The 25,498-nt window shown below is 57.8% G+C and carries 31 protein-coding genes; 19 read left to right on the top strand and 12 right to left on the bottom strand.

Annotation, left to right across the window (positions count from 1 at the left end; genetic code table 11):
• Positions 1 to 64: 64 nt before the first annotated feature.
• The 6 genes from QIT27_RS07945 to QIT27_RS07920 all read right to left on the bottom strand — a co-directional run bounded on the left by QIT27_RS07945 (position 65) and on the right by QIT27_RS07920 (position 5,002).
• Positions 65 to 1,480: an RNA polymerase factor sigma-54 gene (locus QIT27_RS07945; protein ID WP_285263409.1), complete on the bottom strand. Its 1,416-nt coding sequence runs from the start codon at positions 1,478 to 1,480 to the stop codon at positions 65 to 67.
• A gap of 105 nt (positions 1,481 to 1,585) precedes the next feature.
• Positions 1,586 to 2,344 carry an LPS export ABC transporter ATP-binding protein gene (gene lptB / locus QIT27_RS07940; RefSeq protein WP_159342573.1) on the bottom strand — a complete coding sequence of 253 codons (759 nt, stop codon included), beginning with the start codon at positions 2,342 to 2,344 and terminating at the stop codon, positions 1,586 to 1,588.
• Between the two features lie 11 nt (positions 2,345 to 2,355).
• Entirely contained in the window at positions 2,356 to 2,850 is a 495-nt protein-coding gene (lptA, locus tag QIT27_RS07935; RefSeq protein WP_285263408.1) for a lipopolysaccharide transport periplasmic protein LptA, read from the bottom strand.
• The gene (lptC, locus tag QIT27_RS07930) at positions 2,847 to 3,431 is read right to left on the bottom strand and encodes an LPS export ABC transporter periplasmic protein LptC (protein WP_159342571.1); all 585 of its coding nucleotides are present in this window, start codon (positions 3,429 to 3,431) and stop codon (positions 2,847 to 2,849) included. The genes lptA and lptC overlap by 4 nt, the downstream gene beginning before the upstream one ends.
• Positions 3,431 to 3,973 (bottom strand): KdsC family phosphatase, encoded by a 543-nt coding sequence (locus QIT27_RS07925; RefSeq protein ID WP_159342570.1) that lies wholly within the window; start codon positions 3,971 to 3,973, stop codon positions 3,431 to 3,433. The genes lptC and QIT27_RS07925 overlap by 1 nt, the downstream gene beginning before the upstream one ends.
• A gap of 42 nt (positions 3,974 to 4,015) precedes the next feature.
• A complete protein-coding gene (locus QIT27_RS07920; protein WP_159342569.1) occupies positions 4,016 to 5,002 on the bottom strand; it encodes a KpsF/GutQ family sugar-phosphate isomerase in 987 nt (328 codons plus the stop codon).
• A gap of 273 nt (positions 5,003 to 5,275) precedes the next feature.
• Here QIT27_RS07920 and QIT27_RS07915 point away from each other — a divergent pair, with 273 nt between their 5' ends.
• From QIT27_RS07915 to hisD, 9 genes are all read left to right on the top strand, one after another.
• Positions 5,276 to 6,097, top strand: coding sequence for an ATP-binding cassette domain-containing protein (locus tag QIT27_RS07915; protein WP_159342568.1), 822 nt, complete (start codon positions 5,276 to 5,278; stop codon positions 6,095 to 6,097).
• Positions 6,098 to 6,898 (top strand): lipid asymmetry maintenance ABC transporter permease subunit MlaE, encoded by an 801-nt coding sequence (gene mlaE / locus QIT27_RS07910; protein WP_285263407.1) that lies wholly within the window; start codon positions 6,098 to 6,100, stop codon positions 6,896 to 6,898. It abuts the gene before it with no gap.
• Positions 6,899 to 6,913: 15 nt separating this feature from the next.
• Positions 6,914 to 7,378, top strand: coding sequence for an outer membrane lipid asymmetry maintenance protein MlaD (gene mlaD / locus QIT27_RS07905; protein WP_159342566.1), 465 nt, complete (start codon positions 6,914 to 6,916; stop codon positions 7,376 to 7,378).
• A 90-nt stretch (positions 7,379 to 7,468) separates the two neighbouring features.
• Entirely contained in the window at positions 7,469 to 8,068 is a 600-nt protein-coding gene (locus QIT27_RS07900) for an MlaC/ttg2D family ABC transporter substrate-binding protein (protein WP_285263550.1), read from the top strand.
• The gene (locus QIT27_RS07895) at positions 8,065 to 8,394 is read left to right on the top strand and encodes an STAS domain-containing protein (protein WP_159342565.1); all 330 of its coding nucleotides are present in this window, start codon (positions 8,065 to 8,067) and stop codon (positions 8,392 to 8,394) included. The genes QIT27_RS07900 and QIT27_RS07895 overlap by 4 nt, the downstream gene beginning before the upstream one ends.
• A gap of 138 nt (positions 8,395 to 8,532) precedes the next feature.
• Positions 8,533 to 8,784, top strand: a complete 252-nt coding sequence (locus QIT27_RS07890) for a BolA family protein (RefSeq protein ID WP_044629957.1) — start codon at positions 8,533 to 8,535, stop codon at positions 8,782 to 8,784.
• Positions 8,785 to 8,794: 10 nt separating this feature from the next.
• Positions 8,795 to 10,057 carry a UDP-N-acetylglucosamine 1-carboxyvinyltransferase gene (gene murA, locus QIT27_RS07885; protein ID WP_159342564.1) on the top strand — a complete coding sequence of 421 codons (1,263 nt, stop codon included), beginning with the start codon at positions 8,795 to 8,797 and terminating at the stop codon, positions 10,055 to 10,057.
• 28 nt (positions 10,058 to 10,085) lie between these two features.
• Positions 10,086 to 10,739, top strand: coding sequence for an ATP phosphoribosyltransferase (gene hisG / locus QIT27_RS07880; RefSeq protein WP_159342563.1), 654 nt, complete (start codon positions 10,086 to 10,088; stop codon positions 10,737 to 10,739).
• Between the two features lie 13 nt (positions 10,740 to 10,752).
• Entirely contained in the window at positions 10,753 to 12,069 is a 1,317-nt protein-coding gene (gene hisD / locus QIT27_RS07875) for a histidinol dehydrogenase (protein WP_285263406.1), read from the top strand.
• A gap of 30 nt (positions 12,070 to 12,099) precedes the next feature.
• On the opposite strand, the gene QIT27_RS07870 is transcribed toward hisD, so the two are convergent.
• A complete protein-coding gene (locus tag QIT27_RS07870; protein ID WP_253015972.1) occupies positions 12,100 to 13,365 on the bottom strand; it encodes a S1C family serine protease in 1,266 nt (421 codons plus the stop codon).
• Between the two features lie 140 nt (positions 13,366 to 13,505).
• Between QIT27_RS07870 and QIT27_RS07865 the strand changes: the two genes are divergently transcribed.
• A complete protein-coding gene (locus QIT27_RS07865) occupies positions 13,506 to 14,267 on the top strand; it encodes a Nif3-like dinuclear metal center hexameric protein (protein ID WP_285263405.1) in 762 nt (253 codons plus the stop codon).
• 75 nt (positions 14,268 to 14,342) lie between these two features.
• On the opposite strand, the gene QIT27_RS07860 is transcribed toward QIT27_RS07865, so the two are convergent.
• Entirely contained in the window at positions 14,343 to 14,780 is a 438-nt protein-coding gene (locus QIT27_RS07860) for a ZapG family protein (protein ID WP_285263404.1), read from the bottom strand.
• 217 nt (positions 14,781 to 14,997) lie between these two features.
• Between QIT27_RS07860 and zapE the strand changes: the two genes are divergently transcribed.
• The 8 genes from zapE to QIT27_RS07820 all read left to right on the top strand — a co-directional run bounded on the left by zapE (position 14,998) and on the right by QIT27_RS07820 (position 21,346).
• Complete coding sequence (gene zapE / locus QIT27_RS07855; protein ID WP_253015976.1) at positions 14,998 to 16,179, top strand: cell division protein ZapE; 1,182 nt, start codon at positions 14,998 to 15,000, stop codon at positions 16,177 to 16,179.
• A 173-nt stretch (positions 16,180 to 16,352) separates the two neighbouring features.
• Positions 16,353 to 16,781 carry a 50S ribosomal protein L13 gene (rplM, locus tag QIT27_RS07850; protein WP_044629965.1) on the top strand — a complete coding sequence of 143 codons (429 nt, stop codon included), beginning with the start codon at positions 16,353 to 16,355 and terminating at the stop codon, positions 16,779 to 16,781.
• 13 nt (positions 16,782 to 16,794) lie between these two features.
• Complete coding sequence (gene rpsI / locus QIT27_RS07845; protein ID WP_139527179.1) at positions 16,795 to 17,184, top strand: 30S ribosomal protein S9; 390 nt, start codon at positions 16,795 to 16,797, stop codon at positions 17,182 to 17,184.
• Between the two features lie 208 nt (positions 17,185 to 17,392).
• Positions 17,393 to 17,992 carry a ubiquinol-cytochrome c reductase iron-sulfur subunit gene (petA, locus tag QIT27_RS07840; protein WP_044629967.1) on the top strand — a complete coding sequence of 200 codons (600 nt, stop codon included), beginning with the start codon at positions 17,393 to 17,395 and terminating at the stop codon, positions 17,990 to 17,992.
• Positions 17,992 to 19,251, top strand: coding sequence for a cytochrome b (locus QIT27_RS07835; protein ID WP_213261909.1), 1,260 nt, complete (start codon positions 17,992 to 17,994; stop codon positions 19,249 to 19,251). The genes petA and QIT27_RS07835 overlap by 1 nt, the downstream gene beginning before the upstream one ends.
• A complete protein-coding gene (locus tag QIT27_RS07830) occupies positions 19,251 to 20,018 on the top strand; it encodes a cytochrome c1 (protein ID WP_285263403.1) in 768 nt (255 codons plus the stop codon). Before QIT27_RS07835 ends, QIT27_RS07830 begins: the two co-directional genes overlap by 1 nt.
• Before the next feature lie 146 nt (positions 20,019 to 20,164).
• Complete coding sequence (gene sspA, locus QIT27_RS07825; RefSeq protein ID WP_253501747.1) at positions 20,165 to 20,791, top strand: stringent starvation protein SspA; 627 nt, start codon at positions 20,165 to 20,167, stop codon at positions 20,789 to 20,791.
• Between the two features lie 54 nt (positions 20,792 to 20,845).
• Positions 20,846 to 21,346: a ClpXP protease specificity-enhancing factor gene (locus tag QIT27_RS07820; protein WP_253015978.1), complete on the top strand. Its 501-nt coding sequence runs from the start codon at positions 20,846 to 20,848 to the stop codon at positions 21,344 to 21,346.
• 69 nt (positions 21,347 to 21,415) lie between these two features.
• Here QIT27_RS07820 and QIT27_RS07815 read toward each other — a convergent pair whose 3' ends face one another.
• The 4 genes from QIT27_RS07815 to QIT27_RS07800 are packed head-to-tail and all read right to left on the bottom strand — an operon-like array spanning position 21,416 to position 24,518.
• The gene (locus QIT27_RS07815; RefSeq protein ID WP_253015980.1) at positions 21,416 to 21,988 is read right to left on the bottom strand and encodes a BON domain-containing protein; all 573 of its coding nucleotides are present in this window, start codon (positions 21,986 to 21,988) and stop codon (positions 21,416 to 21,418) included.
• 44 nt (positions 21,989 to 22,032) lie between these two features.
• The gene (locus QIT27_RS07810) at positions 22,033 to 22,626 is read right to left on the bottom strand and encodes a phosphoheptose isomerase (protein ID WP_139527185.1); all 594 of its coding nucleotides are present in this window, start codon (positions 22,624 to 22,626) and stop codon (positions 22,033 to 22,035) included.
• A 22-nt stretch (positions 22,627 to 22,648) separates the two neighbouring features.
• Complete coding sequence (locus QIT27_RS07805; RefSeq protein ID WP_285263402.1) at positions 22,649 to 23,023, bottom strand: YraN family protein; 375 nt, start codon at positions 23,021 to 23,023, stop codon at positions 22,649 to 22,651.
• Positions 23,010 to 24,518, bottom strand: a complete 1,509-nt coding sequence (locus QIT27_RS07800) for a penicillin-binding protein activator (RefSeq protein WP_159342549.1) — start codon at positions 24,516 to 24,518, stop codon at positions 23,010 to 23,012. Before QIT27_RS07800 ends, QIT27_RS07805 begins: the two co-directional genes overlap by 14 nt.
• A gap of 112 nt (positions 24,519 to 24,630) precedes the next feature.
• Here QIT27_RS07800 and rsmI point away from each other — a divergent pair, with 112 nt between their 5' ends.
• Positions 24,631 to 25,488 carry a 16S rRNA (cytidine(1402)-2'-O)-methyltransferase gene (gene rsmI, locus QIT27_RS07795; protein WP_159342548.1) on the top strand — a complete coding sequence of 286 codons (858 nt, stop codon included), beginning with the start codon at positions 24,631 to 24,633 and terminating at the stop codon, positions 25,486 to 25,488.
• The last annotated feature ends 10 nt before the right edge of the window (positions 25,489 to 25,498 follow it).

Here is a 25,498-nt window from a genome sequence, read left to right as displayed (position 1 = left end):
ATTGTAACCCTTTTTGCGCTATTGCAAAGCCCCTGCGTCGAGTTTGTCATGCCCTACCGTTTAACTAACGTAAACGGCGGCGCTCACTGGACGAGGGAATACCCATTGACTCGCGATATTTCGCTACCGTACGCCGGGCAACGCTGATGCCTCCCTCCTCAAGGAGGGTCACCAGGCGACTATCGGAGAGCGGTTTACCCGACGGCTCCTCTTGTATCAGTTTTTTGATCCGTGCACGAATGGCGGTGCTGGAGTGGCTATCGCCGCCATCGTGGCTGCTGACTTGGCTCGAGAAGAAGTACTTCAACTCGAACACGCCTCGTGGCGTATGTATGAATTTCTGCGTCGTCACACGGGAGATCGTGGACTCGTGCATCTCCACGGCCTCGGCGATGTCGGCCAGGATCAGCGGTTTCATGGCCTCTTCGCCGTGCTCTAGAAAGCCGATCTGGCGGGCGATGATTTCACGACCTACTCGCAGAAGCGTGTCATTACGGCTGGAAAGGCTTTTGATCAGCCAGCGAGCTTCTTGGAGGTGCTCTTTCAAGAACTGGTTGTCTTGGCTCTTGTCGGCACGTTTGATCAAACTGGCGTAATCGGGCTGGATACGCAGGCGCGGCAGCGCCTCCGGGTTGAGCTCTAAGTGCCAGCCCTCGTTGTCATGGCGCACGACCAAATCGGGCGTAATATAGCTGTCGTCGGTCACGCCGTAGGCGCTGCCTGGGCGTGGGTCAAGGCTGCGAATTAAACGGATGACGTCGTCCAACTGCTCGTCATCCAGGCTCAGGCGGCGCTTGAGTAGCCGTAAATCGTCTTTGCCCAACGCTTCGAGAAACTGACGCACCAAGCGTTTTGCGGGCATCAATAGCGGGGTGTCTTCAGGCAGCGCGGCCAGCTGAAGCATCAGGCACTCGCGCAGGTCGCGGGCAAACACGCCGGTGGGCTCGAACTGTTGTAAGCGCAACAGGGTGTTTTCTACTTCACGCTGGCTCAGGCTGTCGTGGCCTTGCGCCTTGAGGCCTTCGCGGATGTCGTTGAGCGGTTGAGTGAGATAGCCGTTGGCATCCAGTGCATCGATCAGGCTTTCGGCAATGGCATAGTCGCGGGGAGAGAAGTCAGTCATGGCCAATTGCCATAACAGATGGCCATGAAGGCTTTGGCCTGCTGCTTGGCGCTCGAAGTCGGGTCCTTCGCTGCTACCGCCCAAGCTGCCCATGTCTTGGTAGGTGTCCGACCAGTCGCTGTCTACGGAGAGTTCGTTGGGAATGCTGTCCGACCACTCGGTCTCTTGAGGCTCGCTAACAGCCTGTTCGCCAAACTCATCCTCTTGTTCGAGCATGGGGTTAGCGTCCAGCGCTAGCTGAATTTCTTGACGGAGGTCCAGCGTGGAGAGCTGTAGCAGGGCAATGGCCTGCTGCAGCTGAGGTGTCATGGTCAGCTGTGTGCCGATACGCAATTGGAGAGAAGCTTTCATGACCATCTGAGAACCACTCGTTAATCAGAAAGCTCCACCCTAGAGCGAGTTATGACTCTGTGCAAGTGCAATAAGCATGCCACTAAAAGAAAAGTTTGGTCAGGCCAGAGTTTAGAGGCGGAAGTCTGCGCCTAGATAGACATCACGAACCTTCTGGTTATTGAGGATCTCCTGGGCGTTTCCACTGGCGATGATATGGCCGTCGCCAACGATGTAGGCAATGTCACAAATATCCAGGGTTTCGCGCACGTTATGGTCAGTGATCAAGACGCCGATGTGGCGTTTTTTCAGTGCGCGAATGATGGTTTTGATTTCACCCACTGAAATAGGGTCGACCCCGGCAAACGGCTCGTCGAGCAGAATGAATGCGGGCTCGGTAGCGAGTGAGCGAGCGATCTCCACTCGGCGGCGCTCGCCCCCTGAGAGGCTCATGCCCAGGTTGTCGCGAATGTGGGTAATATGGAAATCTTCGAGCAGTGACTCGAGGCGTGCTTCCCGAGCGCTGCGGTCCAGCGCTTTGCGCGTCTCGAGAATCGCCATGATGTTATCGGCCACCGAGAGCTTGCGGAAAATGGAGGCTTCCTGGGGAAGGTAGCCAATCCCGGCCATGGCGCGCTCGTGCATGGGCGCATGGGTCAGGTCGACGTCGTCGATACCGACGCTACCGGCATCGGATTTGACCAGTCCAACGATCATGTAAAACGACGTGGTTTTACCCGCCCCGTTGGGCCCCAGCAGGCCGACGACGCTACCCTGAGCGATTTCCAGGTTGATATCTTTCACGACCCGACGGCGTTTGTAGCTCTTCGCTAGGTGATGGGCGTAGAGCGTTTTGACAGGTGCGGAATCTGCAGAGGTTGATGCTGCCACGTGGCCGCTCCCTATTGTTCGGGCTGAAGAGTCATGCGAATGCGCTGGTTGTCGCTACCGCTCACGTCGGAGCGTGCTTGCACCACTTCCTGGTCGATGAAGTACTCCAAACGCCCCCCTTGGAAACGGTCGCCTTGCTGTGTCAGTTCGGCTTGGTCGATCAGCTCTACACGGCGTTCGGCGACATGGTAAACGATACGACGCGCCCAGCCCTCCATGGGGGTTTCTTGATCTTCGAGCTGATTGCGCAGGTAGGCGCGCTCACCCGTGGCAATGGCGCGTGACAGCTCGCCTGAGTCGTTGCGCTGAATTTCGACGCGTTCGCCGCGCAGTTGCATCTCGCCCTGGCGAATGTCCACGTTGCCTGAGTAAACAGCGGTGCCAGCGCGCTGGTCGAGGTCCAGGCGGTCGGCTTCGACCTCGATGGGGGCTTGGCTTTGTGCCATGGCCGCCGTGGCGAGGGGTAGGGTTAACGCAAAGAGTGCAGTGCGGAGAGAGGCGTTCATCGCGACTCCTCAGGGTTACGAGTGGCAGGCGGGTGGACGCCGCGCACGTTATTGGTCAGGCGGACTTGGCTGTCATCGAGCCAAACGTCCATGCGGGAGGCTTCCATGCGCTGCGGCGGCTGCTGCAACAGCACGGGCGTATCGCTCCAGGCATGGCGCGTCACGCCATCGTAGTTTAATTGCTGCGTGTCGAGCTGCCAGCCCTCTTCGGGAGCCAGTAGCCGGGCAGACCCTCTTAGCGTCAGGGCCTGGGAATCGGTATTCAAGGTGCCGGTGTCTGCCGTGGCCAGCCACTCCCGCTGTTCGCTGTCGAACAGCGTCGCGCGCGGCGACATGACATCGGTCATGGCCGTTTGAGGCGTATGGACCAGTCGAGGCGTGACCAGCGACTGCTGGATAGCGCCTGTCTCGCCAAACAGGGTAATTTCGGCGTTCTCCAACACATGCCCAGGCTCCTGGGCACGGGCCTCCTGATCGATCTCACCCTCTTGCGGGCCGCGCGGGTCCAGCCAGACCAGCAGTCCGCCCAGGGCCACGACCATCGCCGTGATCCACACCCGTTTTCTGACTCTGAGACCCATCACGAGTGCCTGTGAAGATACGTGTCGAGCACGGCATCCCAGTGCCCTTGCGAAGTGAGCAGCGTATCGCAAATTTCACGTACCGCGCCGTGGCCGCCTAGCCGTTCCGTGATCCAATCGGCATGGGTGTGCATGTAATCAGGCGCATTGGGGACCGTGATGCCGACGCCGCAGCGCTTGATGGGAGCGAGGTCAGGCAGGTCATCACCGCAGTAGGCCACCTGCTCGAGGGTGATATCCAGTCGTTGGCAAAGCGCGCGAAGCGTCGTGAGCTTATCTTCGCAGCCTTGGTGAACGTGGCTAATGCCGAGCGCCGCCGCGCGCTGGCTGACCATGGGCGAATCGCGTCCGGTAATCAGTGCCACGTGAATGCCGACCCGCTTGAGCAGTTTCAAACCATGCCCGTCTTGGGTGTGAAACGCTTTGATTTCGATGCCGTCCGCCTGAAAGTAGAGGCGGCCATCCGTCAAGACGCCATCTACGTCTAGCGCGAGGAGTTTTACACGGCGAAGTCGGTCGAGTAGTGCATCGGGTAGGGCCATATAGCCTCCTTAACATCCATGGCGAAAAGCGTTATCACGCAGTTAAATCACACCGCTGGCTAGCAGATCGTGCATATGTAGCGCGCCGATGGGGCGCTGCTGCTCGTCGACGACAGCGAGCGCGGTTATCCGGCTATCTTCCATAATACGAACGGCCTCGGCAGCCAGTACGTCAGGGCCGATACGTTTGCCTGGGCGCGTCATGACATCGTCGACGCGCACGTCGCGCAGGTCATGAAATTGATCTAATGTGCGCCGAAGGTCGCCATCGGTATAGACGCCCGCCAAACGGCCTTCGCTGTCGATGACGCAAGTGAACCCCAGCCCTTGGCGCGTGATCTCCAATAGTGCATCGCGTAGCGGGCTTCCCAAAGCGACCTGGGGAAGCCTTGAGCCATCGTGCATTAGGTCACGCACCCGCAACAGCAGGCGCTTACCCAGACTGCCACCCGGATGGGACAGCGCAAAATCCTCGGCGGTAAAGCCGCGTGCTTCGAGTAGGGCAACGGCCAGAGCGTCGCCAAGAGCCAGTGCCGCCGTGGTTGAGCTAGTAGGCGCGAGGTCCAGTGGGCACGCCTCGCGTTCCACGCCGCTGTCTAAATGGGCATCGGCGTGGCGGGCAAGGGTAGAGCCTGGGCGCCCGGTCATGCTGACCAGCGGGGTGCCAAGCCTTTTAAGAAGTGGTAGGAGCGCCGTCACTTCGGCGGTTTCGCCGGAGTTGGAGAGCGCGAGTACTACATCGGTACGGGTAATCATGCCCAAGTCGCCGTGACTGGCTTCACCTGGGTGTACGAAAAAGGCGGGCGTGCCGGTACTCGCCAGCGTCGCAGCAAGTTTGCCCGCGATGTGTCCTGACTTGCCCATGCCGGTGACGACCACCCGGCCTTGACAGGCGAGGATGAGCTGGCAGGCGTGATCGAACTGTTCGTCCAGTTTGGCCTGAAGGCCGCCGATGGCCGCTTGCTCAATTTGCAGCGTTCGCAGCGCACTTTCACGCAGTTGGCTGGGTGTAGAGAGTGGCTGGCCCATGGCATGTCTCGTTTTCATAAAGTGAATAGGTAGCAAGTAAGAATAACATCTTGCGGCGCTATTTAGCTAAAGCGTGGCAAACTCACCAGCCCCGTGGCGATGCATACGCCGTAAAAAAGGTTGGCGTAGTAATCATTTGCGCCGCTGTTACTGAGAGTAGCGTTAAGATACGATGTTCGATAATATTTCGAAAACACTGTTTTTTAAACTGCCCCGTGACTTGTCGGTTTATACTGACGCGTTCTGGCATCAACGATGAAGGTCAATCAGCACATGACGGATGTTCCCTTCATACAGGTCGAAGACGTCTACTTTTCTCGCGGTGAAAGCGAGATCTTTCGCGGTGTGAGTATGACCATCCCTCGCGGTCAAGTAACGGCCATCATGGGGCCAAGCGGTACGGGTAAAACGACACTCTTGAAGCTCATCGGTGGCCAGCTGACGCCCGATCGTGGTCGGATCTTGATCGATGGGCAGGATGTACACCGGCTGTCACGTAAAGCGCTGTTCGCACTGCGCAAGCGCATGGGCATGCTGTTTCAAAGCGGGGCCCTGTTTTCGGATCTGGACGTTTTCGAAAACGTGGCCTTTCCGCTACGTGTTCATACGGATTTGCCAGACGCGATGATTCGCGACCTGGTGCTACTAAAACTCCAAGCGGTAGGACTGCGGGGCGCGAGGCACTTAACGCCTGCCGAACTGTCTGGAGGGATGGCGCGTCGGGTAGCGCTAGCGCGTGCCGTAGCGCTGGACCCCGAACTGATTCTTTACGACGAGCCGTTCGTCGGCCAGGACCCCATTTCCATGGGCGTGCTGGTGCAGTTGATCAAGCGGCTCAATCAGGCGCTGTCGCTGACATCGGTAGTGGTCTCTCACGATATCAAAGAGACGTTGAGTATCGCGGATTACCTCTACTTGATCGCCGATGGGCAGGTGGTGGCTCACGGCTCCCCAAGCACGCTGGAGACGAATCAGGACCCTCGGGTCAGCCAGTTCATGCACGGCGAACCAGATGGCCCGGTACCGTTTCACTATCCCGCAGAGACGCTCTATCGGGATATCCTCGGCCACGATTTAGCAATAAAGGCAGGGTAGATGCAGTCCAAATTTTCTCACTACGCGGCGCGAGTGACCCGCCTGGGGCGCAAAGGGTGCGACGTGGTCGAAGCGCTAGGACGCGCCACGGTGTTTCTAGTGCAGTCGGCCGTAGGGGTGCCGTCGCGGGAGGGATGGTCGCTTTGGCTACGCCAAATGCACTTCGTGGGCGTCTTGTCGCTGGCCATCGTGTTGGTGTCGGGGCTTTTCATTGGCATGGTGCTGGCGCTGCAGGGGTATACCATTTTGGTGGATTTCGGTGCTGAGGAGGCATTGGGCCAAATGGTCGCCCTCTCACTGCTGCGTGAACTTGCTCCAGTGGTTGCGGCGCTGCTCTTTGCTGGACGGGCAGGGTCTGCCTTGACCGCCGAAATTGGCTTGATGAAAGCCACCGAGCAGCTCACCAGTATGGAAATGATTGGTGTCGACCCGCTGCGGCGTGTTGTGGCTCCCAGGCTTTGGGCGGGCTTCGTCGCGCTGCCCATTCTGACCGTCGGTTTTAGCGTTGTGGGTATTTGGGGCGGCTACTTGGTGGGCGTCGAGTGGCTGGGCGTTTTCGAAGGCTCGTACTGGAGCAACATGCAAGCCAGCGTGTCGTTTTTCGATGACATCGGTAACGGCATGATCAAAAGCGTGGTCTTTGCCCTCGTCGTGACCTGGATTGCCGTGTTTCAAGGATATGACCTAGTGCCGACCTCGGAGGGGGTTTCCCGCGCCACCACACGCACGGTGGTGTACTCCTCGCTGGCCGTGCTCGGGCTGGATTTCGTTTTAACCGCCGTCATGTTCGGCGGCCTTTAAGGGTGGAGTAGTCTCATGAAACGCAGCAAAACCGTAGAGTTTGGCGTTGGTCTCTTTATGTTGGCCGGCATCGTTGGGCTAGTGTTTCTTGGCCTGCGTGTCAGCGGTTTGACGCTATCGGCGCCCTCCGACACGTTTCGCCTGGAGGCCAATTTTGCCAACATCGGCGGTTTGAAGCCGCGCGCACGGGTCACCATGGCAGGCGTTACGGTAGGCCGGGTAGAGGCCATCGAGCTGGATACGGAGTGGTACGACGCGCGCGTCATCCTCAGCCTGGATAGTGAGCTGGAGGGTCAGCTTTCCCAAGATACCACCGCCGCCATTTTGACGGCCGGCCTGCTGGGAGAGCAGTACATAGGGCTCAGCGTTGGCGGTGCGCCAGAGGTGCTGGAGGAGGGTGACGTCATCCGCGATACCCAGTCCGCACTGGTGTTGGAAGAACTTATTCAGCAATTCGTATCCAATATGGTCAGCAACTAGCTGCCATCCGTTATCTTCATTCAAGAGGTCGAGATGATGTTCAACGTTTATTTTGCTTTCGTTCAGCGCGTTGCGTTGGCCGCTCTGCTCATGCTGGCACCGCTGCTGGCTCAGGCGCAAACCCAATCTCCCGAAGAGATGATTCGTGACAACATCGAATCCTTCATGAGTCAAATCGATGGCAAGAAGGAGTATTACGCCAACAACCTGGATGAACTGAAGGCGCTGGTGAACGAGAGTCTCGATGACGTAGCAGATTTTCGCTATATCGGTGCCAGTGTGATGGGGAGCTATTTCCGCAACGCAACGCCGGAACAGCGGAGTCAGTTTGCCACCGTGTTTCGTCAAACGCTCATCGACACGTACACCCGTGGTTTGGTGACGTTTGATTATGATGAGCTGCGCGTATTGAGCGAGCAGCGCGGACAACGCTATGACGATCAAGCCAGTGTGGATATGGAAATCGTGGCGAGCAATGGTCAAGTGTATCCGGTGAGCTACAGCCTGCGTCTGTCTGATGGCCAGTGGCGCGTGGTGAACGTGATCGTCAACGGCATCAATCTGGGGCTGACCTTCCGCAACCAGTTCGATCAGGCCATGCGTGACAATAACCGTGACTACGATGCGGTCATCCGCGGTTGGGCACCCGAAATCGGCGTCGATGAGCTGGAGCAGGGAGGCGACGCGTGACATCGCTCCTCTCTCGCTCAGAGGTGACGCTGTCCGTGCAGGACGATACGCTGCTGGTCGCGGGCGATTTGGTCATGAGTGCCGCCGCCGACGTGGCCGCTCGGGGCGTTCAGTGGCTGCGTGAATTCGAGCGTTCATCAGTGCGTTTGGATTTTGCGCAAATCAGCAAAGCAAGCAGCGTGGCGCTTAGCGTTCTGTTCGAGTGGCTGCGTGCTTGCCAAGCGCTTCAGATCACGGTGCGGTCCATCGTATTGTCGCCGCCACTGCAGCGGTTGGCGTCTCTGGCAGAGCTGGACGCACTGACCGCTCGAGACGTCTCTGCCTGATATGCGCAACCCCAAGAGCAGCCTACGGCTGCTCTCTTCATTGGCGGCGTGGCTCAGCATCGCCAAGTGAGCTGCTTTTCTTTATCATGTCTCCCTATTGCTTACCATTTCAACGACCCCAAAGGAGTTTCCTGTCTCATGCAACCCAACGAGGTAAAAGCACTGCTTGAATCCCGCATCGATGGGTGTGAGTTCCACATCCAGGGTGAAGGCTGCAATTTTCAGGTGATTGCGGTTGGTGAAGCCTTTGAAGGTCTTTCTCCAGTGAAGCGTCAGCAGCTCGTTTACGCCGCGCTCAGCGAAGAGATCGCGTCGGGCGCACTGCACGCTATCAGTATCAAAACGTTTACTCCGACGCAGTGGCAAACTGCGGCGGAAAACGCTCAGTAACGGCCGCTCCATGGATAAACTCATTATTACGGGCAATGGCTCGGTCGATGGCGAAGTGTGGGCAAGCGGCGCAAAAAATGCGGCGCTTCCCATTTTGTGTGCGAGCCTATTGGCAGATGGTCCGGTGGTCATCGGTAATTTGCCGCATTTGCAGGATATTACCACCACGCTAGAGCTGCTCGGGCGGATGGGCGTCGAGCCGGTGATGGGCGAGAAGATGAGCATCCAGTTGGATGGTTCTCAGGTGACCCAGTGTCATGCACCCTACGAGCTCGTGAAGAAAATGCGCGCTTCCATTCTGGTGCTCGGCCCGCTGTTGGCTCACTTTGGCAAGGCGGATGTCTCGCTGCCAGGCGGCTGCGCCATCGGCTCTCGCCCCGTGGACCTTCACCTGCGTGGTCTGGAGGCCATGGGCGCGGAGATTCATGTCGAGTCGGGCTACATTCGTGCCCGTGTCGACGGTCGCTTGAAAGGTGCGACGATCTTTTTCGACACTGTGACCGTGACCGGTACGGAAAACCTGCTGATGGCTGCAACGTTGGCAGAGGGGCGTACCATTCTCGAAAACGCCGCCCGTGAGCCTGAGGTCGTCGATCTGGCCGAGTGCCTGATCAAGATGGGCGCGAAGATCCGTGGTCACGGAACAGACACCATCGTCATCGATGGCGTCGCCTCACTGCACGGCTGTGAGCACGATGTCATGCCCGACCGTATCGAGACGGGCACCTTCTTGGTGGCCGCCGCTATGACAGGTGGGCGAGTGAAAGTAAAGCGCACGCGGGCCGATATTTTGGAAGCGGTGCTCGCCAAGCTGGAAGAGGCGGGCGCCGATATCGACAGCGGTGACGATTGGATTTCGCTGGACATGCACGGCAAACGCCCTAAAGCGGTCAATATCCGCACGGCGCCTTACCCCGCGTTCCCCACTGACATGCAGGCGCAGTTCGTCGCCATGAACGCTGTTGCCGAAGGACACTCACGAGTCGTTGAGACGATCTTCGAAAACCGCTTCATGCACGTGCAAGAGCTGAACCGTATGGGCGCGAACATCGTACTAGAGGGTAATGCTGCGTTGATCAAGGGCGTTGATAAGCTTTCTGGCGCTCCGGTCATGGCCACGGACCTTCGTGCTTCCGCATCGCTGGTCATTGCGGCCATGATGGCCGAAGGGGAGACGCTGGTCGATCGTATCTACCATATTGATCGTGGCTACGAGTGTATCGAGGAAAAATTACAGCTGCTGGGGGCGAAGATTCGCCGTATTCCCGGCTAAGCCACGCGGACAACACTGGCCTTAGACCATGAGTAAGCAACTGATTTTGGCCCTTTCCAAAGGGCGTATTTTGGATGAAACGCTGCCCTTGCTGGCAGATGCGGGCATTACGCCCGCCGAAGACTTGAGCAAAAGCCGCAAGTTGCTGTTCGATACCAACTTGCCCGATGTCAAGCTGGTGATCATTCGCGCCACCGACGTGCCCACCTACGTACAGTTAGGCGCGGCAGATGTGGGTATCGCCGGTAAAGACGTGCTGTTGGAGCACGGCGCGGAAGGTCTTTACGAGCCGCTCGATCTGGACATTGCTCGATGCAAGCTGATGACGGCAGGCGTGACCGGGCAGCCGCCTGCCAAAGCGCGCCGCCGTGTGGCCACTAAGTTCGTCAACGTCGCGCGTCGCTACTACGCCGAGCAGGGGATTCAGGCAGAGGTCATCAAGCTCTACGGAGCGATGGAGCTGGCTCCGCTCATGAACTTGGCCGATGAGATCGTCGATATCGTCGACACTGGCAATACGCTTCGCGCTAACGGCATGGAGCCCCGAGAACTCATCGCCCATATCAGCACGCGTTTGGTGGTCAATAAAGCGGCCATGACCATGAAGCACGACCGCATCAAGCCGCTGCTAGCGCGCCTGGAAAGTGCCGTGAAAAAGCGTCAGACGCAGCCTATCGAATGACACGAGGTTCATCATGAGCGATACAACCACAGCCACTATTGCCCGCCTCTCGACCCGTGACGCGGCCTTCCACCAGCGCCTCAATGCGCTGCTGGATTGGGAGGGCGTGTCTGATAAAGCGGTCCAGGCTCGTGTTGAAGAGATCTTGGCAGACGTCAAGCAGCGCGGTGATCAGGCCGTCATCGACGCCACGAACCGCTTTGACCGTCTGTCGGTCGCGTCCATGGATCAACTGTGTCTCTCCCCCGAGCAGTTGAAAAAAGCGTACGACGGTTTGCCAGAGGCCCAGCGAGAGGCGTTGGCCACGGCCGCCGAGCGCATCAAGCGCTACCATGAGCGGCAGAAACCGACCTCTTGGCAGTACGAAGAGGCTGACGGGACGGTACTCGGCCAGAAAGTCACCCCGCTCGATCGGGCCGGTATTTATGTGCCGGGTGGCAAAGCGGCCTATCCGTCCTCGGTGTTGATGAATGCGATTCCTGCCCACGTAGCGGGCGTGCGTGAAATCGTCATGGTGGTGCCCACGCCGGATGGTGTGCTGAATGATCTGGTGCTGGCGGCAGCGCATCTGGCGGGCGTGGACTACGTGTTCACCATTGGTGGCGCTCAAGCCGTCGCTGCGCTGGCCTACGGCACGCAAAGTGTTCCTCGCGTCGATAAAATCGTGGGCCCAGGCAATATCTACGTCGCCACGGCCAAGCGAGCCGTGTTCGGTCAGGTGGGTATCGATATGATTGCCGGGCCTTCCGAAATCATGGTGGTGTCGGATGGGCAAACCGATCCGGATTGGATCGCTATGGACCTCTTCTCCCAAGCCGAGCATGACGAAGACGCGCAAGCGATTTTAGTGAGCTGGGACGCCGCGCATTTGGACGCTGTGGCGGCTTCCATCGAGCGGTTGCTGCCAACGCTAGAGCGCGAAGAGATTGCCCGCGCCTCGCTGAACCGCCGCGGCGCGCTGATTCTGTGTCACGATCAGGCTGAAGCGATCGAGATGATCAATCGCATTGCGCCAGAGCATCTTGAATTATCGGTCGCAGAGCCTGAGGCATGGCTAGACGATATCCGCCATGCGGGCGCGATCTTCATGGGTCGCCACACGTCGGAAGCGCTGGGAGATTACTGTGCAGGCCCGAACCATGTCCTGCCGACGTCCGGCACGGCGCGCTTCTCCTCGCCGCTAGGTGTGTACGATTTTCAAAAACGCTCTTCCATCATCCATTGCTCTCCAGAGGGCGCCTCCGAGCTGGGTAAAGTGGCTTCCGTGCTGGCGCGCGGGGAGTATCTTACTGCCCATGCGCGCTCGGCGGAGTATCGTATCCGCGACTGATAGGCAGTAAGAACGCCCCGGCAGGGCGGCTCAAGAGCCGCTCTGCCGATCGGCTGACGTAGCGTTGGTCGGTACGGGGCGCTCGCCTACCTCCAGCGTCATTTCCATGCGTTCGCCGCCGCGGACAATCGTCAGCGGTAGCGACGTACCGGGCGGGATCGAAGCGATATCGCTCATGGTCGCTCGGGCATCCAAGATGACTTGTCCGTCGATGGAGAGCAGTACGTCACCTGGCTGCAAGCCTGCCTGGGCGGCAGGGCCGCCGCTCACGACGCCTGCGACGATGACTCCCTGCGGCGTCCGTAATCCAAACGATGCGGCCAGCTCCCTTGAAAGAGCCTGGGCTTCGATGCCCAGCCACCCTCGAATGACCCGTCCGCGGGTGACCAGCTCGTCCAAAATGCTGTGCGCGAGATTGGCAGGAATCGCGAAACCAATCCCCTGGGAGCCGCCGGAGCGAGAGAAGATCGCCGTATTGATTCCCACCAATGCGCCGTCTGGGTTGACCAGCGCGCCGCCTGAGTTACCGGGGTTAATGGCGGCGTCGGTCTGAATGAAGTCTTCGTAAGCATTCAATCCCAGGTGGCTGCGCCCGGTGGCGCTGATAATACCCATGGTAACGGTTTGGCCAACGCCAAAGGGGTTGCCAATGGCCAGCGCCACATCGCCCACCGCGACCTCTTCTGAGTCGGCAAGCTCAATGACCGGTAAGTCGTCTAGGTCAATCCGGAGCACTGCCAGATCGCTTTCTGGATCGGTGCCGATGACTTCCGCGAGGGTTTCACGCCCGTCGCGAAGCGCGACCTGTATTTGGTCGGCGCCGTTGATCACATGATGGTTGGTCAATACGTAGCCGTCGTTGCTGACGATGACGCCAGACCCCAGGCTCGACAGCATGCGCTGGTGGGTCGTGGCATCGTCACCGCTGAAAAATTGGTTGAAGAAGGGATCGGACATCAGCGGGTGCTGGTCGCGCTCGACGATTCGAGATGAGTAGATGTTCACCACCGCAGGGGCGGCTTGATTGACGGCGTTGGAGTAGCTAGCAGGGCCTTGCTGCCGGGAAAGCGGAGCTGCTTGTTTGATATCCGGCGCCGGACGATTTGCACTGGGTTCGCTGCTGGTCGTTGGGACCAGTGCAGGGGGGGATTCGAAGGCGGTGGGAGCCTCCTCCGTTACCGGGGGCGTTTGACGGAATGGGTTGGGCAGCTGCTCGGGAAAGGCGAGCAGCACCACGGCCGCAAGCAGAAGCCCGGTCAAAATGGGCCATAAATAAGGCAGCACGAAGCGGTGCATGCGAAAGTTCCTCAGCGTGTGGCAGTCTAAACGGTCGCGAGGTTCGCGATAACGTAAAGCGAGTCTTACAATGGCGCTATGGTAACACCGAATGCCGCTGTGCCTCACGGGGGCTGGTTTAATTGCAAGAAGGAGAGAGCGTGAATCACCGTGATCAGTTAGTCGCTGCCTGCGACCACCAGTTACGCGCCACTCAATTCAAAGATTTTACGGTCAACGGCCTTCAGGTCGAGGGGCGTGAGCAGGTGCGTCGGGTCATGACAGGAGTGACGGCTTGCCAAGCGTTACTGGAAGAAGCCGTGGCATGGCAGGCCGACATGGTGCTCGTGCACCATGGCTATTTCTGGAAGAACGAGCCTGTCCCCATCACGGGCATGAAGCAGCGTCGAATCAAAACGTTGTTGGCCAATGATATCAGCTTGTTGGCTTACCATTTGCCGCTAGATGCCCATGCGGAGATGGGGAATAATGCGCAGTTGGCCAAGCGCTTGGGTTGGAAAGTCGAGGGATGTCTAGACGGAGAGTTGGGTGAAGGGCTGCTCTGGTCGGGACGGCTGGTGACGCCACAGAGTGTGTCAGCGTTGGCGCAGCAAGTTGGCGTTATCCTCGAACGCGAGCCGCTCGTCGTCGAGGCGCCAAGCCGTGAGCCCATCGAGCGGATTGCCTGGTGCACCGGTGGGGCACAAGACATGATTACGGCGGCCTACGAGGCCGGTGCCCAGGTGTTTATATCGGGCGAGATCTCTGAGCGAACGACCCACTTGGCCCGTGAAATGGGCATTCACTATCTAGCAGCGGGACACCACGCGACCGAGCGTTACGGTGTTCAGGCCATGGGCGAATGGCTGGCCAGCGAGTTTGGCGTTGAACACCGTTTCGTCGATATCGATAATCCGGCCTAGCCGAGGGTGGGGAGCAGGTTGCTGACCAGGGCCACAACAGGGTGGGCCCTGGCACGCGGTGATAGCGTCACGCGTTTAGTAGCGTGGCGGCTGGGCAGCGGTATTATCTGTGGCTCTGTTCTCTTTGAGGCCAAAGTCTTCCGATAGCGTCCCGTTTTTGCCAGCGGCGTAGTCCCGAGGCATGGCAACGCTTTGGTCGCCGTCAGGGGTGGCGGTCGGCTGAGAGGACGGTTTGATGCTCGTGAGTTTCCATTGGGCGGCTTCGCTCTCTACTTGCTGCTCTAGCTGGTCCGCCTCATGGCGAATATTCTCCAGGCGCTGCTGAATGCCGGTGAGGTGATGGTTCATCCCTTTCTTTAAATCGGCAATTTGGTGTTCACGCTCAAGCAGCGTCTGCTTGAGCGAAGCGACGTCTCGCGCACCTTTGCTGAAAAGCCGATAGCACCCAAGGCCAATGATGAATCCCACGGCCAAGCCAATGATTGCAAAAGTGAATGGCGAGCTTGCTTCCACAGTCCTTCTCCCTAAGTAATGCGCGCCGCTGTGTACAGGGCGTGACTTTAAAAACCGCCCCATTATAGGCGCGTCTCAGTCGGTTGGGTCAATCCGCTCATGCGCTTAGCGTTCAAGCGGCGTATAATTGCCCTCATTTTTGTTGAGCTCGTGTTGTCTGGCGCTTTAAGGCGGCGGGCACGCACTCAGGCTCAAGTGTTGCGGGAGCACCATCTTCATGCCATCAGTGTCTGAGCGTCAGGCGTCCGATTCCACTCGTCGCCCCACGCCGCTTGAGCGCTATCAAGCCGATCTCAAGCGCAGCGATTTTCAGTATGACCCGGCCCAAGAGCAGGCGGTCAAGCATCTCCAGCGGCTCTATGATGAGCTGTTGGCGACGCCAACGACGGTGCCCAAGGCCGTGGTGGCCAGCAAAGGAATCAAAGCCAAAATGGCAGGTTTGCTGGGTAAGAAGCATGCGCCTGCCAAACCGCCGTTGCCCCAAGTAAAAGGGCTCTACTTCTGGGGAGGCGTGGGGCGTGGTAAGACCTACTTGGTCGATACCTTTTATGAGGCGCTGCCGTTTCCCGAAAAAATGCGCACCCATTTTCACCGGTTCATGCAGCGGGTTCATAATGAGCTAACTCATTATAAAGGCGAGAAAAACCCGCTCACTCTCATCGCGGGTAAATTTGCCGCCGAGGCACGCGTTATCTGCTTCGATGAGTTTTTCGTCAAAGATATTACCGACGCCATGATTCTCGCTAACTTACTGGAAGCGCTCTTCCAGCGCGGCGTGGTATTGGTGGCGACATCGAATATCGTCCCGGACGATCTTTACAAGGATGGGCTGCAGCGTGCGCGGTTCGTGCCTGCCATTGAATTGGTAAATCGACATTGCGAGGTGGTCAACGTCGATTCGGGTATCGACTATCGTCTGCGGGCACTGGAGCGTGCTGAAATTTTCCATGCGCCTCTCGACGCTGCGGCCGAGAAAGAGCTAGCGCGCAGCTTCCGAGAAATTGCCGGTCAGCCTGGGGAGGAGGGTGCACCGCTGGAAGTTAATCACCGGGTGCTCAAAACGCGTCGCCTGCATGAAGATGTGGTGTGGTTCGAGTTTGCCGAACTGTGTGACGGCCCGCGCAGCCAAAACGACTATATCGAGCTGGCCCGCGAATTTCATACCGTTCTGGTGGCCAATGTGCCGCGGATGGATGGCAAGATGGACGATCAAGCGCGGCGTTTCATCAACATGGTGGACGAATTCTATGATCGCGGCGTGAAGCTGCTGATGTCTGCGGAAGTGCCGGTGGAGTCGCTTTACAGCGACGGTAAGCTGACGTTCGAGTTTCAGCGGACCTTGTCGCGATTGCAAGAGATGCAGTCTCGCGAGTATCTGGCGCTGGCGCACAAGCCTTAGGGTGGTGGCACGCAAAAAAAGTCATAGAGCCCTTAACTTGAGCGGATGCTTACTGTAGAATGCCGCCTCGCTACACGTTGCTGGCATTTGCCCGCAACCAAAAAAAATAGGGATGGTGCTTCACCGCTTGGCGGTGTGAGTTACCCAACACACTTAATCTGGTGATTTCATCCATGAAGACGTTCAGTGCTAAGCCGCAGTCCGTCCAGCGCGACTGGTACATTGTCGACGCTACGGACAAAACGCTCGGTCGTCTGGCAACCGAGATTGCTCGCCGCCTGCGTGGCAAGCATAAGCCCGAATTTACCCCTCACGTTGATACCGGCGACTACATCGTCGTGATCAATGCAGAGAAAGTCCAAGTAACCGGTAACAAGGCTAAGGCTAAAACCTACTACCGCCACACAGGTTACCCGGGCGGTCTGCGCTCCATGACATTCGACAAAATGCTCGACCACGCTCCCGAGCGTATCATCGAGTCTGCCGTTAAAGGCATGCTGCCGAAAGGTCCGTTGGGTCGCGCCATGTACTCCAAGTTAAAAGTGTACGCCGGTGCCGAGCATCCGCATGCTGCCCAGCAGCCGCTTGAACTGAACATCTGAGGAAATCTTCGCCATGACACAGCAGTATTACGGTACCGGGCGCCGCAAGACTTCCACCGCTCGTGTGTTCCTGAAGCCGGGTTCCGGCAAAATTACCGTCAACAACCGTGAGCTTGACCAGTACTTCGGTCGTGTTACCGGTCGCATGGTTGTTCGTCAGCCGTTAGAGCTGACTGAAACCCTAAACCAGTTCGACGTCTACGTTACCGTTGAAGGCGGCGGCGGCTCTTCACAGGCTGGCGCTATTCGTCACGGCATCACGCGTGCCCTGATGGATTACAACGAGGACTTGCGTCCTACGCTGCGCGCAGCGGGTTATGTCACCCGTGATGCTCGTCAGGTCGAGCGTAAGAAAGTCGGTCTGCGTAAAGCACGTCGTCGTCCGCAGTTCTCCAAGCGTTAATTTTACGCTATGCGGCAAACACGCCCAGGTCAAAGACCTGGGCGTTTTTTATTGGAATATCAAAAAATTATAACGCTCGTACCACCATGGTCCGGGGCGGTTGTTCTTGTGCAGAGCGCTTTGTTTTTTTAACATAGACTGTATTTGATATTCGTCGTCGCAAGACGCCTTTGCGACGGAACGGGTAAGCTGATGGGAGAAACCAGAAATGGCAGATAACGGCGTAAACAAAGGCCGGCGCCGTTTCCTCGTAGGCGCCACCTCCGTTGTGGGGGCGGTGGGCGCTGTCGGGGTTGCGGTCCCCTTTGTGGCATCTTGGCAGCCTAGTGCCAAGGCAAGAGCGGCAGGCGCGCCGGTTCAAGCGGATATTTCCAAGCTTGAGCCAGGTCAGCGTATGACCGTCGAGTGGCGTGGTCGCCCGATTTGGATCATTAATCGTACGCCTGAGATGATCGAACGGACCGAAGCGCTAGGGGCTGACAGCTTGGCGGATCCAGAGTCCGAAGTGCCACAGCAGCCTGCCTATATCCAGGGTGGTCTGCGCTCGATCAAGCCTGAGATTGGTGTCTTGATCGGCATCTGTACCCATTTGGGCTGTTCTCCCTTGTATCGGCCTGAGCCGGATGCGGAAGGGGTGGGTGTCGATAACTGGCCGGGTGGTTTCTTCTGCCCATGCCACGGCTCTCGTTTTGACTTGGCCGGTCGCGTCTTTAGCAACGTTCCTGCGCCGACGAACCTTGAAGTGCCGCCCTACCGCTTTGAAAGCGATGACATCATCGTGGTCGGCGAAGATGAGGAGAGTGCCTAATGGCTAATCCAAATAAGGCGAAGGCCGAGAGTGGCATCATGCGCTGGGTGGACGACCGATTCCCCGCCACGCAAATGATGCAAGACCATCTGACGAAGTACTACGCGCCGAAGAACTTCAACTTCTTCTATATATTTGGCGTGTTGGCGCTGCTGGTGCTGGTCAACCAAATCCTGACCGGCGTTTGGTTGACCATGAGTTTCAACCCCTCTGCCGAAGGTGCATTTGCCTCCGTCGAGTACATCATGCGTGATGTCGAGTGGGGCTGGTTGATTCGCTACATGCATACGACGGGGGCATCCGCCTTCTTCGTGGTCATCTATCTGCATATGTTCCGCGGATTGCTTTATGGTTCCTACAAAGCGCCACGTGAGCTGGTGTGGATTTTTGGTATGGCCATCTATCTTCTGCTGATGGCCGAAGCCTTCATGGGCTATCTGCTTCCATGGGGGCAGATGTCTTACTGGGGGGCGCAGGTCATTATCTCGCTGTTCTCGGCCATCCCGGGTATTGGCCCTGATCTAGCGCAGTGGGTGCGCGGTGATTTCCTAATTTCAGGCATCACGTTGAACCGTTTCTTTGCGCTTCACGTCGTTGCGTTGCCCATCGTGATTTTGGCATTAGTCGTGCTTCACATCATTGCTCTGCATGAAGTGGGTTCTAACAACCCTGATGGTATCGAAATCAAGCAGAAGAAAGACGAGACCGGCAAGCCGCTCGACGGCATCGCTTTCCACCCGTACTACACCGTGAAGGACTTGGTGGGTATTGCGGTGTTCTTGTTTGTCTTCAGTGTCGTGGTGTTCTACTTCCCGGAAGGGGGGGGCTACTTCATCGAGCGGCCGAACTTTGAACCGGCTAACCCGCTGAAAACGCCTGACTACATTGCACCGGTTTGGTACTTCACGCCGTTCTATGCCATTCTGCGTGCGATTACCTTCTCGCTGTTTGGTCTTGACGCTAAGTTCTTGGGTGTCGTCTGCATGGGTGCGGCCATCGCGGTGTTGTTCGTGCTGCCGTGGCTCGACCGTAGCCCGGTGCGCTCGATGCGCTACAAAGGCTGGATGTCCAAAGTTATGCTGCTGCTGTTCTGCATCAGCTTTGTGATTCTTGGTATTCTAGGTGTGCTGCCGTCCACAACAGGTCGCACCATCTTGGCGCAAGTGTGTACAGCCATTTACTTCGCCTTCTTCCTGCTGATGCCGCTCTACACCAAGCTGGAGAAGACTAAACCCGTTCCGGAAAGGGTGACTGGCTAATGAAAAAGCAACTATTAGCACTGCTCTTCGCAATCGTGCCGGTAACCGCGATGGCGGCTGGTGGCGCAAGTGTGCCTCACAGCATGGAGCCTGACCTACAGGATCAGGCGTCTTTGCAAAATGGCATGAAGCTCTATGTTAATTACTGCATGGGCTGTCACTCGCTTGAGTACCAGCGCTTTGCGCGCGCGGCTGATGATCTGGGTATCCCTCAGGATCTGGTAGAAGAGAACTTAATCTTCTCCTCAGACTTGGCGTTCAACGACCAGATGCACATTGCGATGGATCGTGGCGATGCAGAGTCTTGGTTTGGCGCTCCGCCGCCCGACCTGACGCTGGAAGCACGTCTACGTGGCACCGACTGGATCTACTCCTACCTGTTGGGCTTTTACAAAGACCCGAGTCGTCCCACTGGTGTGAATAACACCGTGTTCGATTTGGTGGCGATGCCTAACGTGCTGGAGCCTCTCCAAGGCGTTCAGGAATTGGTGTGTGCCGAAACCGATCAGCCGGTGGCGGGACAGTCTCCCGACCCGCTATCAGGTAAGTATCAGTCTTGTGATGTGCTGCAAGTGACTCAGCCAGGGGCGATGGAGCCAGCCGAGTTCGAGGAAGCGGTATATGACCTGACCAACTTCCTGGCCTACGTGGGTGAGCCTTCCAAGCTGCAGGCGCAAGCCCTGGCACCTAAAGTACTTATCTTTATCTTTATTTTTGGTGTGATTGCTTACCTACTCAAGCGTGAGTACTGGCGAGACGTCCACTAATCAGTAAAGTAGGATAGGCGGTTCAGGCGCACGGCGAAAGCCGTGCGCCTTTTGTTTACGGCGTCATTATGTATCGTTGGCTACCTTCCCATAAGAGGGTGCTGGCATGTTATTATCGAGAATTGTTTTGATGCGAGGATGCTTTCATGGGTGTTGTGGCCAAGCGGTCGTCAATGATCTTTTACTCGGGTAGTGATGATCATTTCAGTCATCGAGTGCGCATTGTTCTGGCTGAAAAAGGAGTAGCGGTCGACATCGTCGATGTCGCTGAGGAGCAGCCGCCTGAAGAGTTAGCAGACCTCAATCCGTACAACAGCGTTCCGACGCTGCTGGATCGTGACTTGGTGCTTTATGAATCCAAGGTAATGATGGAGTATCTGGATGAGCGTTTTCCTCATCCGCCCTTGCTACCGGTCTATCCTGTAGCGCGTGCTCAAAGCCGTCTGTGGATGCATCGCATTGAGCGCGAATGGTGCCCGATGTTAGAGCAGATTCGCACCGGTGGTAAGAAAGAGGCCGATAAGGCACGTAAAGAGCTGCGTGAAAGTCTGATCGGTATTTCACCGATCTTCGAAGACATGCCTTACTTCATGAGCGAAGAATTCACGCTGGTGGATTGCTGTTTGGCGCCGATTTTATGGCGTTTACCGGAGCTGAACATCGAACTGCCCGAAAAACAGGTCAAACCGTTGCTGGGTTACATGTCTCGGGTATTCGAGCGTGAAGCGTTTAAAGCATCTCTGAACGAGCGTGAAAAAGAGATGCGCGCTTGAATTCATTCGGCCTCTTCCTGTTAGAGGCCATTCACGTTAGGAGGAGGGAGCCTTATGAAGTCGAGTCGTCCCTATCTCGCCCGAGCCCTTTACGAGTGGCTGTTGGATAATGAGCTGACACCGTACCTCGTGGTGGACGCTACTCAGCCTGGTGTCGAGGTGCCGAGGCAGTTCGTACAAAACGGACAAATCGTACTCAACGTGGCGCCGACGGCTGTTCGCGATCTATTCATGGAAAATCAGGCGATTGGTTTCAATGCGCGTTTCGGCGGTCAGCCCATGCAGGTGATGATCCCAACGCCTGCGCTGATTGCTATTTATGCCCGTGAGAATGGGGCGGGTATGGTGTTTGGTCATGAGCCTGAGCTGGATGCGGCAGGCTTCGACGAGCATGATGAGACGTCGGATGATGTGGAAGATGCGGCGTCGGAGGCTTCGAAGCCGGAGTTGACTCTGACGGAGCCAACGTCGGATACGGCGTCCAACGGTTCTTCCGAAGCCGGTGCCAGCGATGACAAGCCCAAGAAGAAGCCTACGTTGCGTGTCGTGAAGTAATTCGCTGAGTGGCTCGCCTGTATACAAAACCTCGCCAGATATCTGGCGAGGTTTTGTCGTTCATGGAGGCTAGTCGAGGTAATCGAACACCTTCACGATTCGCTGAACGCCTCCTACCGATGAAGCGGCGTTGACGATGCGGTCAGCCTCTTCACGCGTCACCATGCCCATCAGGTAGACGCTGGCATTTTCCGTGGTGACCTTCAGCTTGGAGGAGTCGATGCGGTCATTGGTGGCCAAGTGGCTGATCACATTGGTAGTGAGCCACGTATCCGTCAGTCGCTGAGTCGCGGGTAGATTGGCTGCCACGGTCAGTTCGTTATGGACTTTTTCCACGCCACGCAGGTTGGAAGCCACGCTACCGGCCATGTTCTTTAGCTCTTCGCTAGGCACTTGTCCGACGAGTAGCAGGGCACCATTATAGCTGTGGGCGCGGATGCGGGCATCGCCAAGGCGGGCGTCTGCGCGGGCCAGGGCGCGCTCTACTTCGCGCTCGATGGTGGCATCGACCGCTTCTACGTCGTTGCTGCGCTGGCCGTAGTTGGACGGATTCGAGGCGCTATTGTTGGCGCAGCCGCTGAGGGCGATCGCGCCACAAAGCGTTGCAGCCAGTAGGGTTTTGGAGGAGAAGCGCAGGGCCATGGGGATGACTCCTTGATCAGTAGGGATTCACAAAACGCGCGTTATTAGTCAGCGCCGCCAAACAGTTGTTCGTCAATTAAATCACAAAGACAGTGAATGACGAGCAAATGCACCTCTTGGATGCGCGCGGTGGAAGTGGCAGGTACGCGAATTTCGCAGTCATCTTGGCCCAGCAGCGAGGCCATATTGCCACCGTCACGTCCGGTGAGGGCTACCACGGTCATGTCACGGTCGTGGGCAGCCTGGATGGCTTGAACGACGTTGGCCGAGTTGCCGCTGGTGGAGATTGCCAGCAAGACATCGCCAGGCTGGCCCAGTGCGCGGATCTGCTTGGAAAAGACTTCGTTGTAGCTGTAATCGTTCGCAATGGAGGTGAGTGTCGATGTATCGGTCGTCAGAGCCAAGGCAGGGAGACTGGGGCGCTCGCGCTCGAAACGATTCAGTAGCTCAGACGAAAAGTGCTGGCTGTCACCGGCACTACCACCGTTGCCACACGCGAGAATTTTTCCTTCGTTGACCAAGCACTGCACCATCATTTGACTGGCGACCTCGATGAACGGAGGTAGCACTTCACTGGCGTAGGTTTTGGTATCGATGCTGGCATTAAAATGGCTGAGTATACGAGATTGAAAGTCCATCAGGGCTTCCTAGTTAAGAGTATTAATACGCGTCGAAAGCCGCTTGCTCCCAATGGAACTCGAGAGCGGGCGGTCTGCCTGTAATGGCTAGGATATCAAAGCGACAGGGGCATGAGAGGTCATGTCGCGCAAGATAGAGCGACGCGGCGCGAATCAAGCGGCGACGCTTTTGTGCGTTGACCATTTCGAGTGGGTGCCCGTGGCGCGTCGTGGCGCGGTGTTTGACCTCGACGAAGACCAGCGTATCCCGGTCGTACATGACGAGATCTAGTTCGCCGCCTTTAACATGGTGGTTGCTGGCCACCCACCGAAGACCACGCTGCTGCAGCCATTGAGCGGCTAATTGCTCAATGGCTACGCCTCGTGAGCGAGCTGTCTGTGGTCTACTGCTCGTCATCCAGTAAGCCAGGAATCAAGATGGGCGACGGCGTGCCGTTCTGGAATTTGGCCCAAGGCAGTTCGCGATGAATGCGCCCGTCGTTGGAGAGCGATAGGGTGCCGGTACTGCCGCTCAGGCCATTCAGTCCAGAAAGGTCCGACATGCGTTTAGCGAGTTCGTAGGCGTCCACGCCCATGGCCATTAGACGGAACATGGAGGCATCCGCTTCATCGCGCAGCGCTTGATACGTGGGGTAGAAGGGCAGCACTTCTTCGCCGCCTACTGCGGCGTCCGGGATTTGCCAGGGGATGTCCATGAACATCACGTCATTGAGATCCTGATCCAAGCGCGTTTGTAGGCGCCCTTCGTGCAGGTGAGACGTGGCGTAAATGGGCAGATCCGGCGCGTAGTAGTAATCCAGCGTAGGCGGCACTTGGCGTGCGTAATCCGGGAGTGCCAGCAGGAAGAGGGCATCGATGTTGCCAAGACGCGCCCGTTCGCCGCTGACGTTGAGCGCCGTTTGCACCGCATTCGATACCGGGCTGCTCGGGTTGTAGCGCACGGCATTCGTCACCTCGCCACCCAGGCGCTGAAACTCGTTCCAGAAGGCTTCACCAACTCGGCGGCCCCAATCGTTATCGGGCACCATCAACGACATTTGGCGCTGACCGTCTTGATAAGCACGTCGCGCGGCTTGGCGGGCTTCGTCTTCCGCAGACAGGCCATACTGCAGCAGGCGCTGTGCTTGATTGTTGGCGCTGCTGCCGTAGTTGAGGGCTAGCGTAGGCAGCGGAACGCTATCGCGCTGTTCGAGCTGGGTCACTTGATCTTTGTCCAGCGGTCCAATCATGAGCTGCGCGTTCATCTGCTGCGCGCGGCTATAGAGTTCGTCTAGCGAGTACTGTGCGGCGTCGATGAAGCTTAACTGAACGCCGTCATCGCTGATGTCGTTATGACGGCGCATGGCGCTGGCAATGGTGTTGGCCACGCTGCTCAGAGGGCCAGACTCCGGCAGCGCAACGACGATGCGGCGCACGTCGGTGCCATCCAGCTCGGGAAGCGTGACTTGCACCTGATCCGGCTGCTGATTCATGGCCTGCTGAGCCCACTGACGCCGTTCGGCTAAGGTCTGCTGCTGATTGGCTTGCATGGGCAGTTCGTCGTCCAAGACCTGGGTGGCGCGGAGTACCGCGCGTGGGTCGTTCAAGCCACGGGCAAGTTCGGAAAACAGCATGGCCCAGCGAACGCGGTCGGTGTCGTTGAGCTGCGCCTCGTCGATGCTGTTGGCGGCATCGAAGGCGTTTTCACGCTGACCTTGGCGGGCCAAAATGTTGGCCGCTTCCAAGCGCGTGCGTGCCGCTTGCTCCGGGGCTTGCTGTTCGGCTTGATCGAGCAAGCGCCCTGCGTCCTGGTCAGGCACGCGATCAACCACGCTGGGAGGCTGCATGGCGCACCCGGTGATGAGCAGTGCCATGAAGGCAGTGGCCAATAGGCCACGAAGTGACTGTTTCATGTATCCTTCCTTAGTTTCCATTTGCGCTGTCGCGGTCTATCAGCTGGTAAGCGTGGCTTTCCACAAGCATAGCGCACCGTCAGGGCAAGCCATTAACAAATCGGGAGTCACGATGACACACCAACATCCGGGCACATTGTACGTGGTTGCTACGCCAATTGGGAATTTGGACGACTTAACGCCGCGTGCCGCTCGGGTTTTAGCCGATGTGTCGCGCATTGCGGCGGAAGATACCCGTCACAGCGCGCGCCTACTCGCTCATTTAGGCGTCAACACGCCCATGATGTCGCTACATGAACACAACGAAGCCCAGCGGGTCGATACGCTGGATCGCTACTTGCTGGCGGGCGAGAGCATCGCGCTGATCAGCGATGCGGGTACGCCGCTGATATGCGATCCGGGGTTTGTCTTGGTGCGGGAGTTGCGCGCCAGAGGGCGGCATATCGTGCCGCTACCCGGCCCCTGTGCGCTAGTCACCGCGTTGTCCGGCGCGGGCCTGCCCACTGACCGCTTTACGTTCGGCGGCTTCTTGCCTTCCAAGCCTAGTGCCCGCCGACAAGCGCTGGAGAAGTGGCAGAGTCGTGAAGAAACGCTGGTGTTTTACGAATCGCCCCATCGTATTGTCCATACGCTGGAAGCGCTTTGCGAACAGATGCCCGAGCGAACGGTGGTGCTGGCACGGGAGCTGACCAAAACCTTCGAAACGTTTTTGCAGGGCGCTCCGGCCGCGCTGCGGGATCAGCTCGCGGAGGACCCCAACCAGAGTCGCGGGGAGTTCGTTGTCATGATTTCTGGGGCGCCCCCGGCGGTACGAGAGGACGAGCAGTCCATCGCCGCTGAGGAGTTGCTGGCTGCTTTGCTGGCCGAGGGTGTTGGCGTCAAGCAGGGGGCCTCGGTTGCGGCGCGAATGTTGGGCGGGCGCAAGCAGGAGTGGTACGCCCGGTTGCAGGCAATGAAAGGTCAGCATTGAGGCGAACGCA

This window comes from Halomonas sp. LC1, from assembly GCF_030247125.1.
Taxonomy (GTDB): domain Bacteria; phylum Pseudomonadota; class Gammaproteobacteria; order Pseudomonadales; family Halomonadaceae; genus Vreelandella.
The sequence above is the reverse complement of the archived record's forward strand: the minus strand, read 5'-3'. Positions and strand labels throughout refer to the sequence as shown.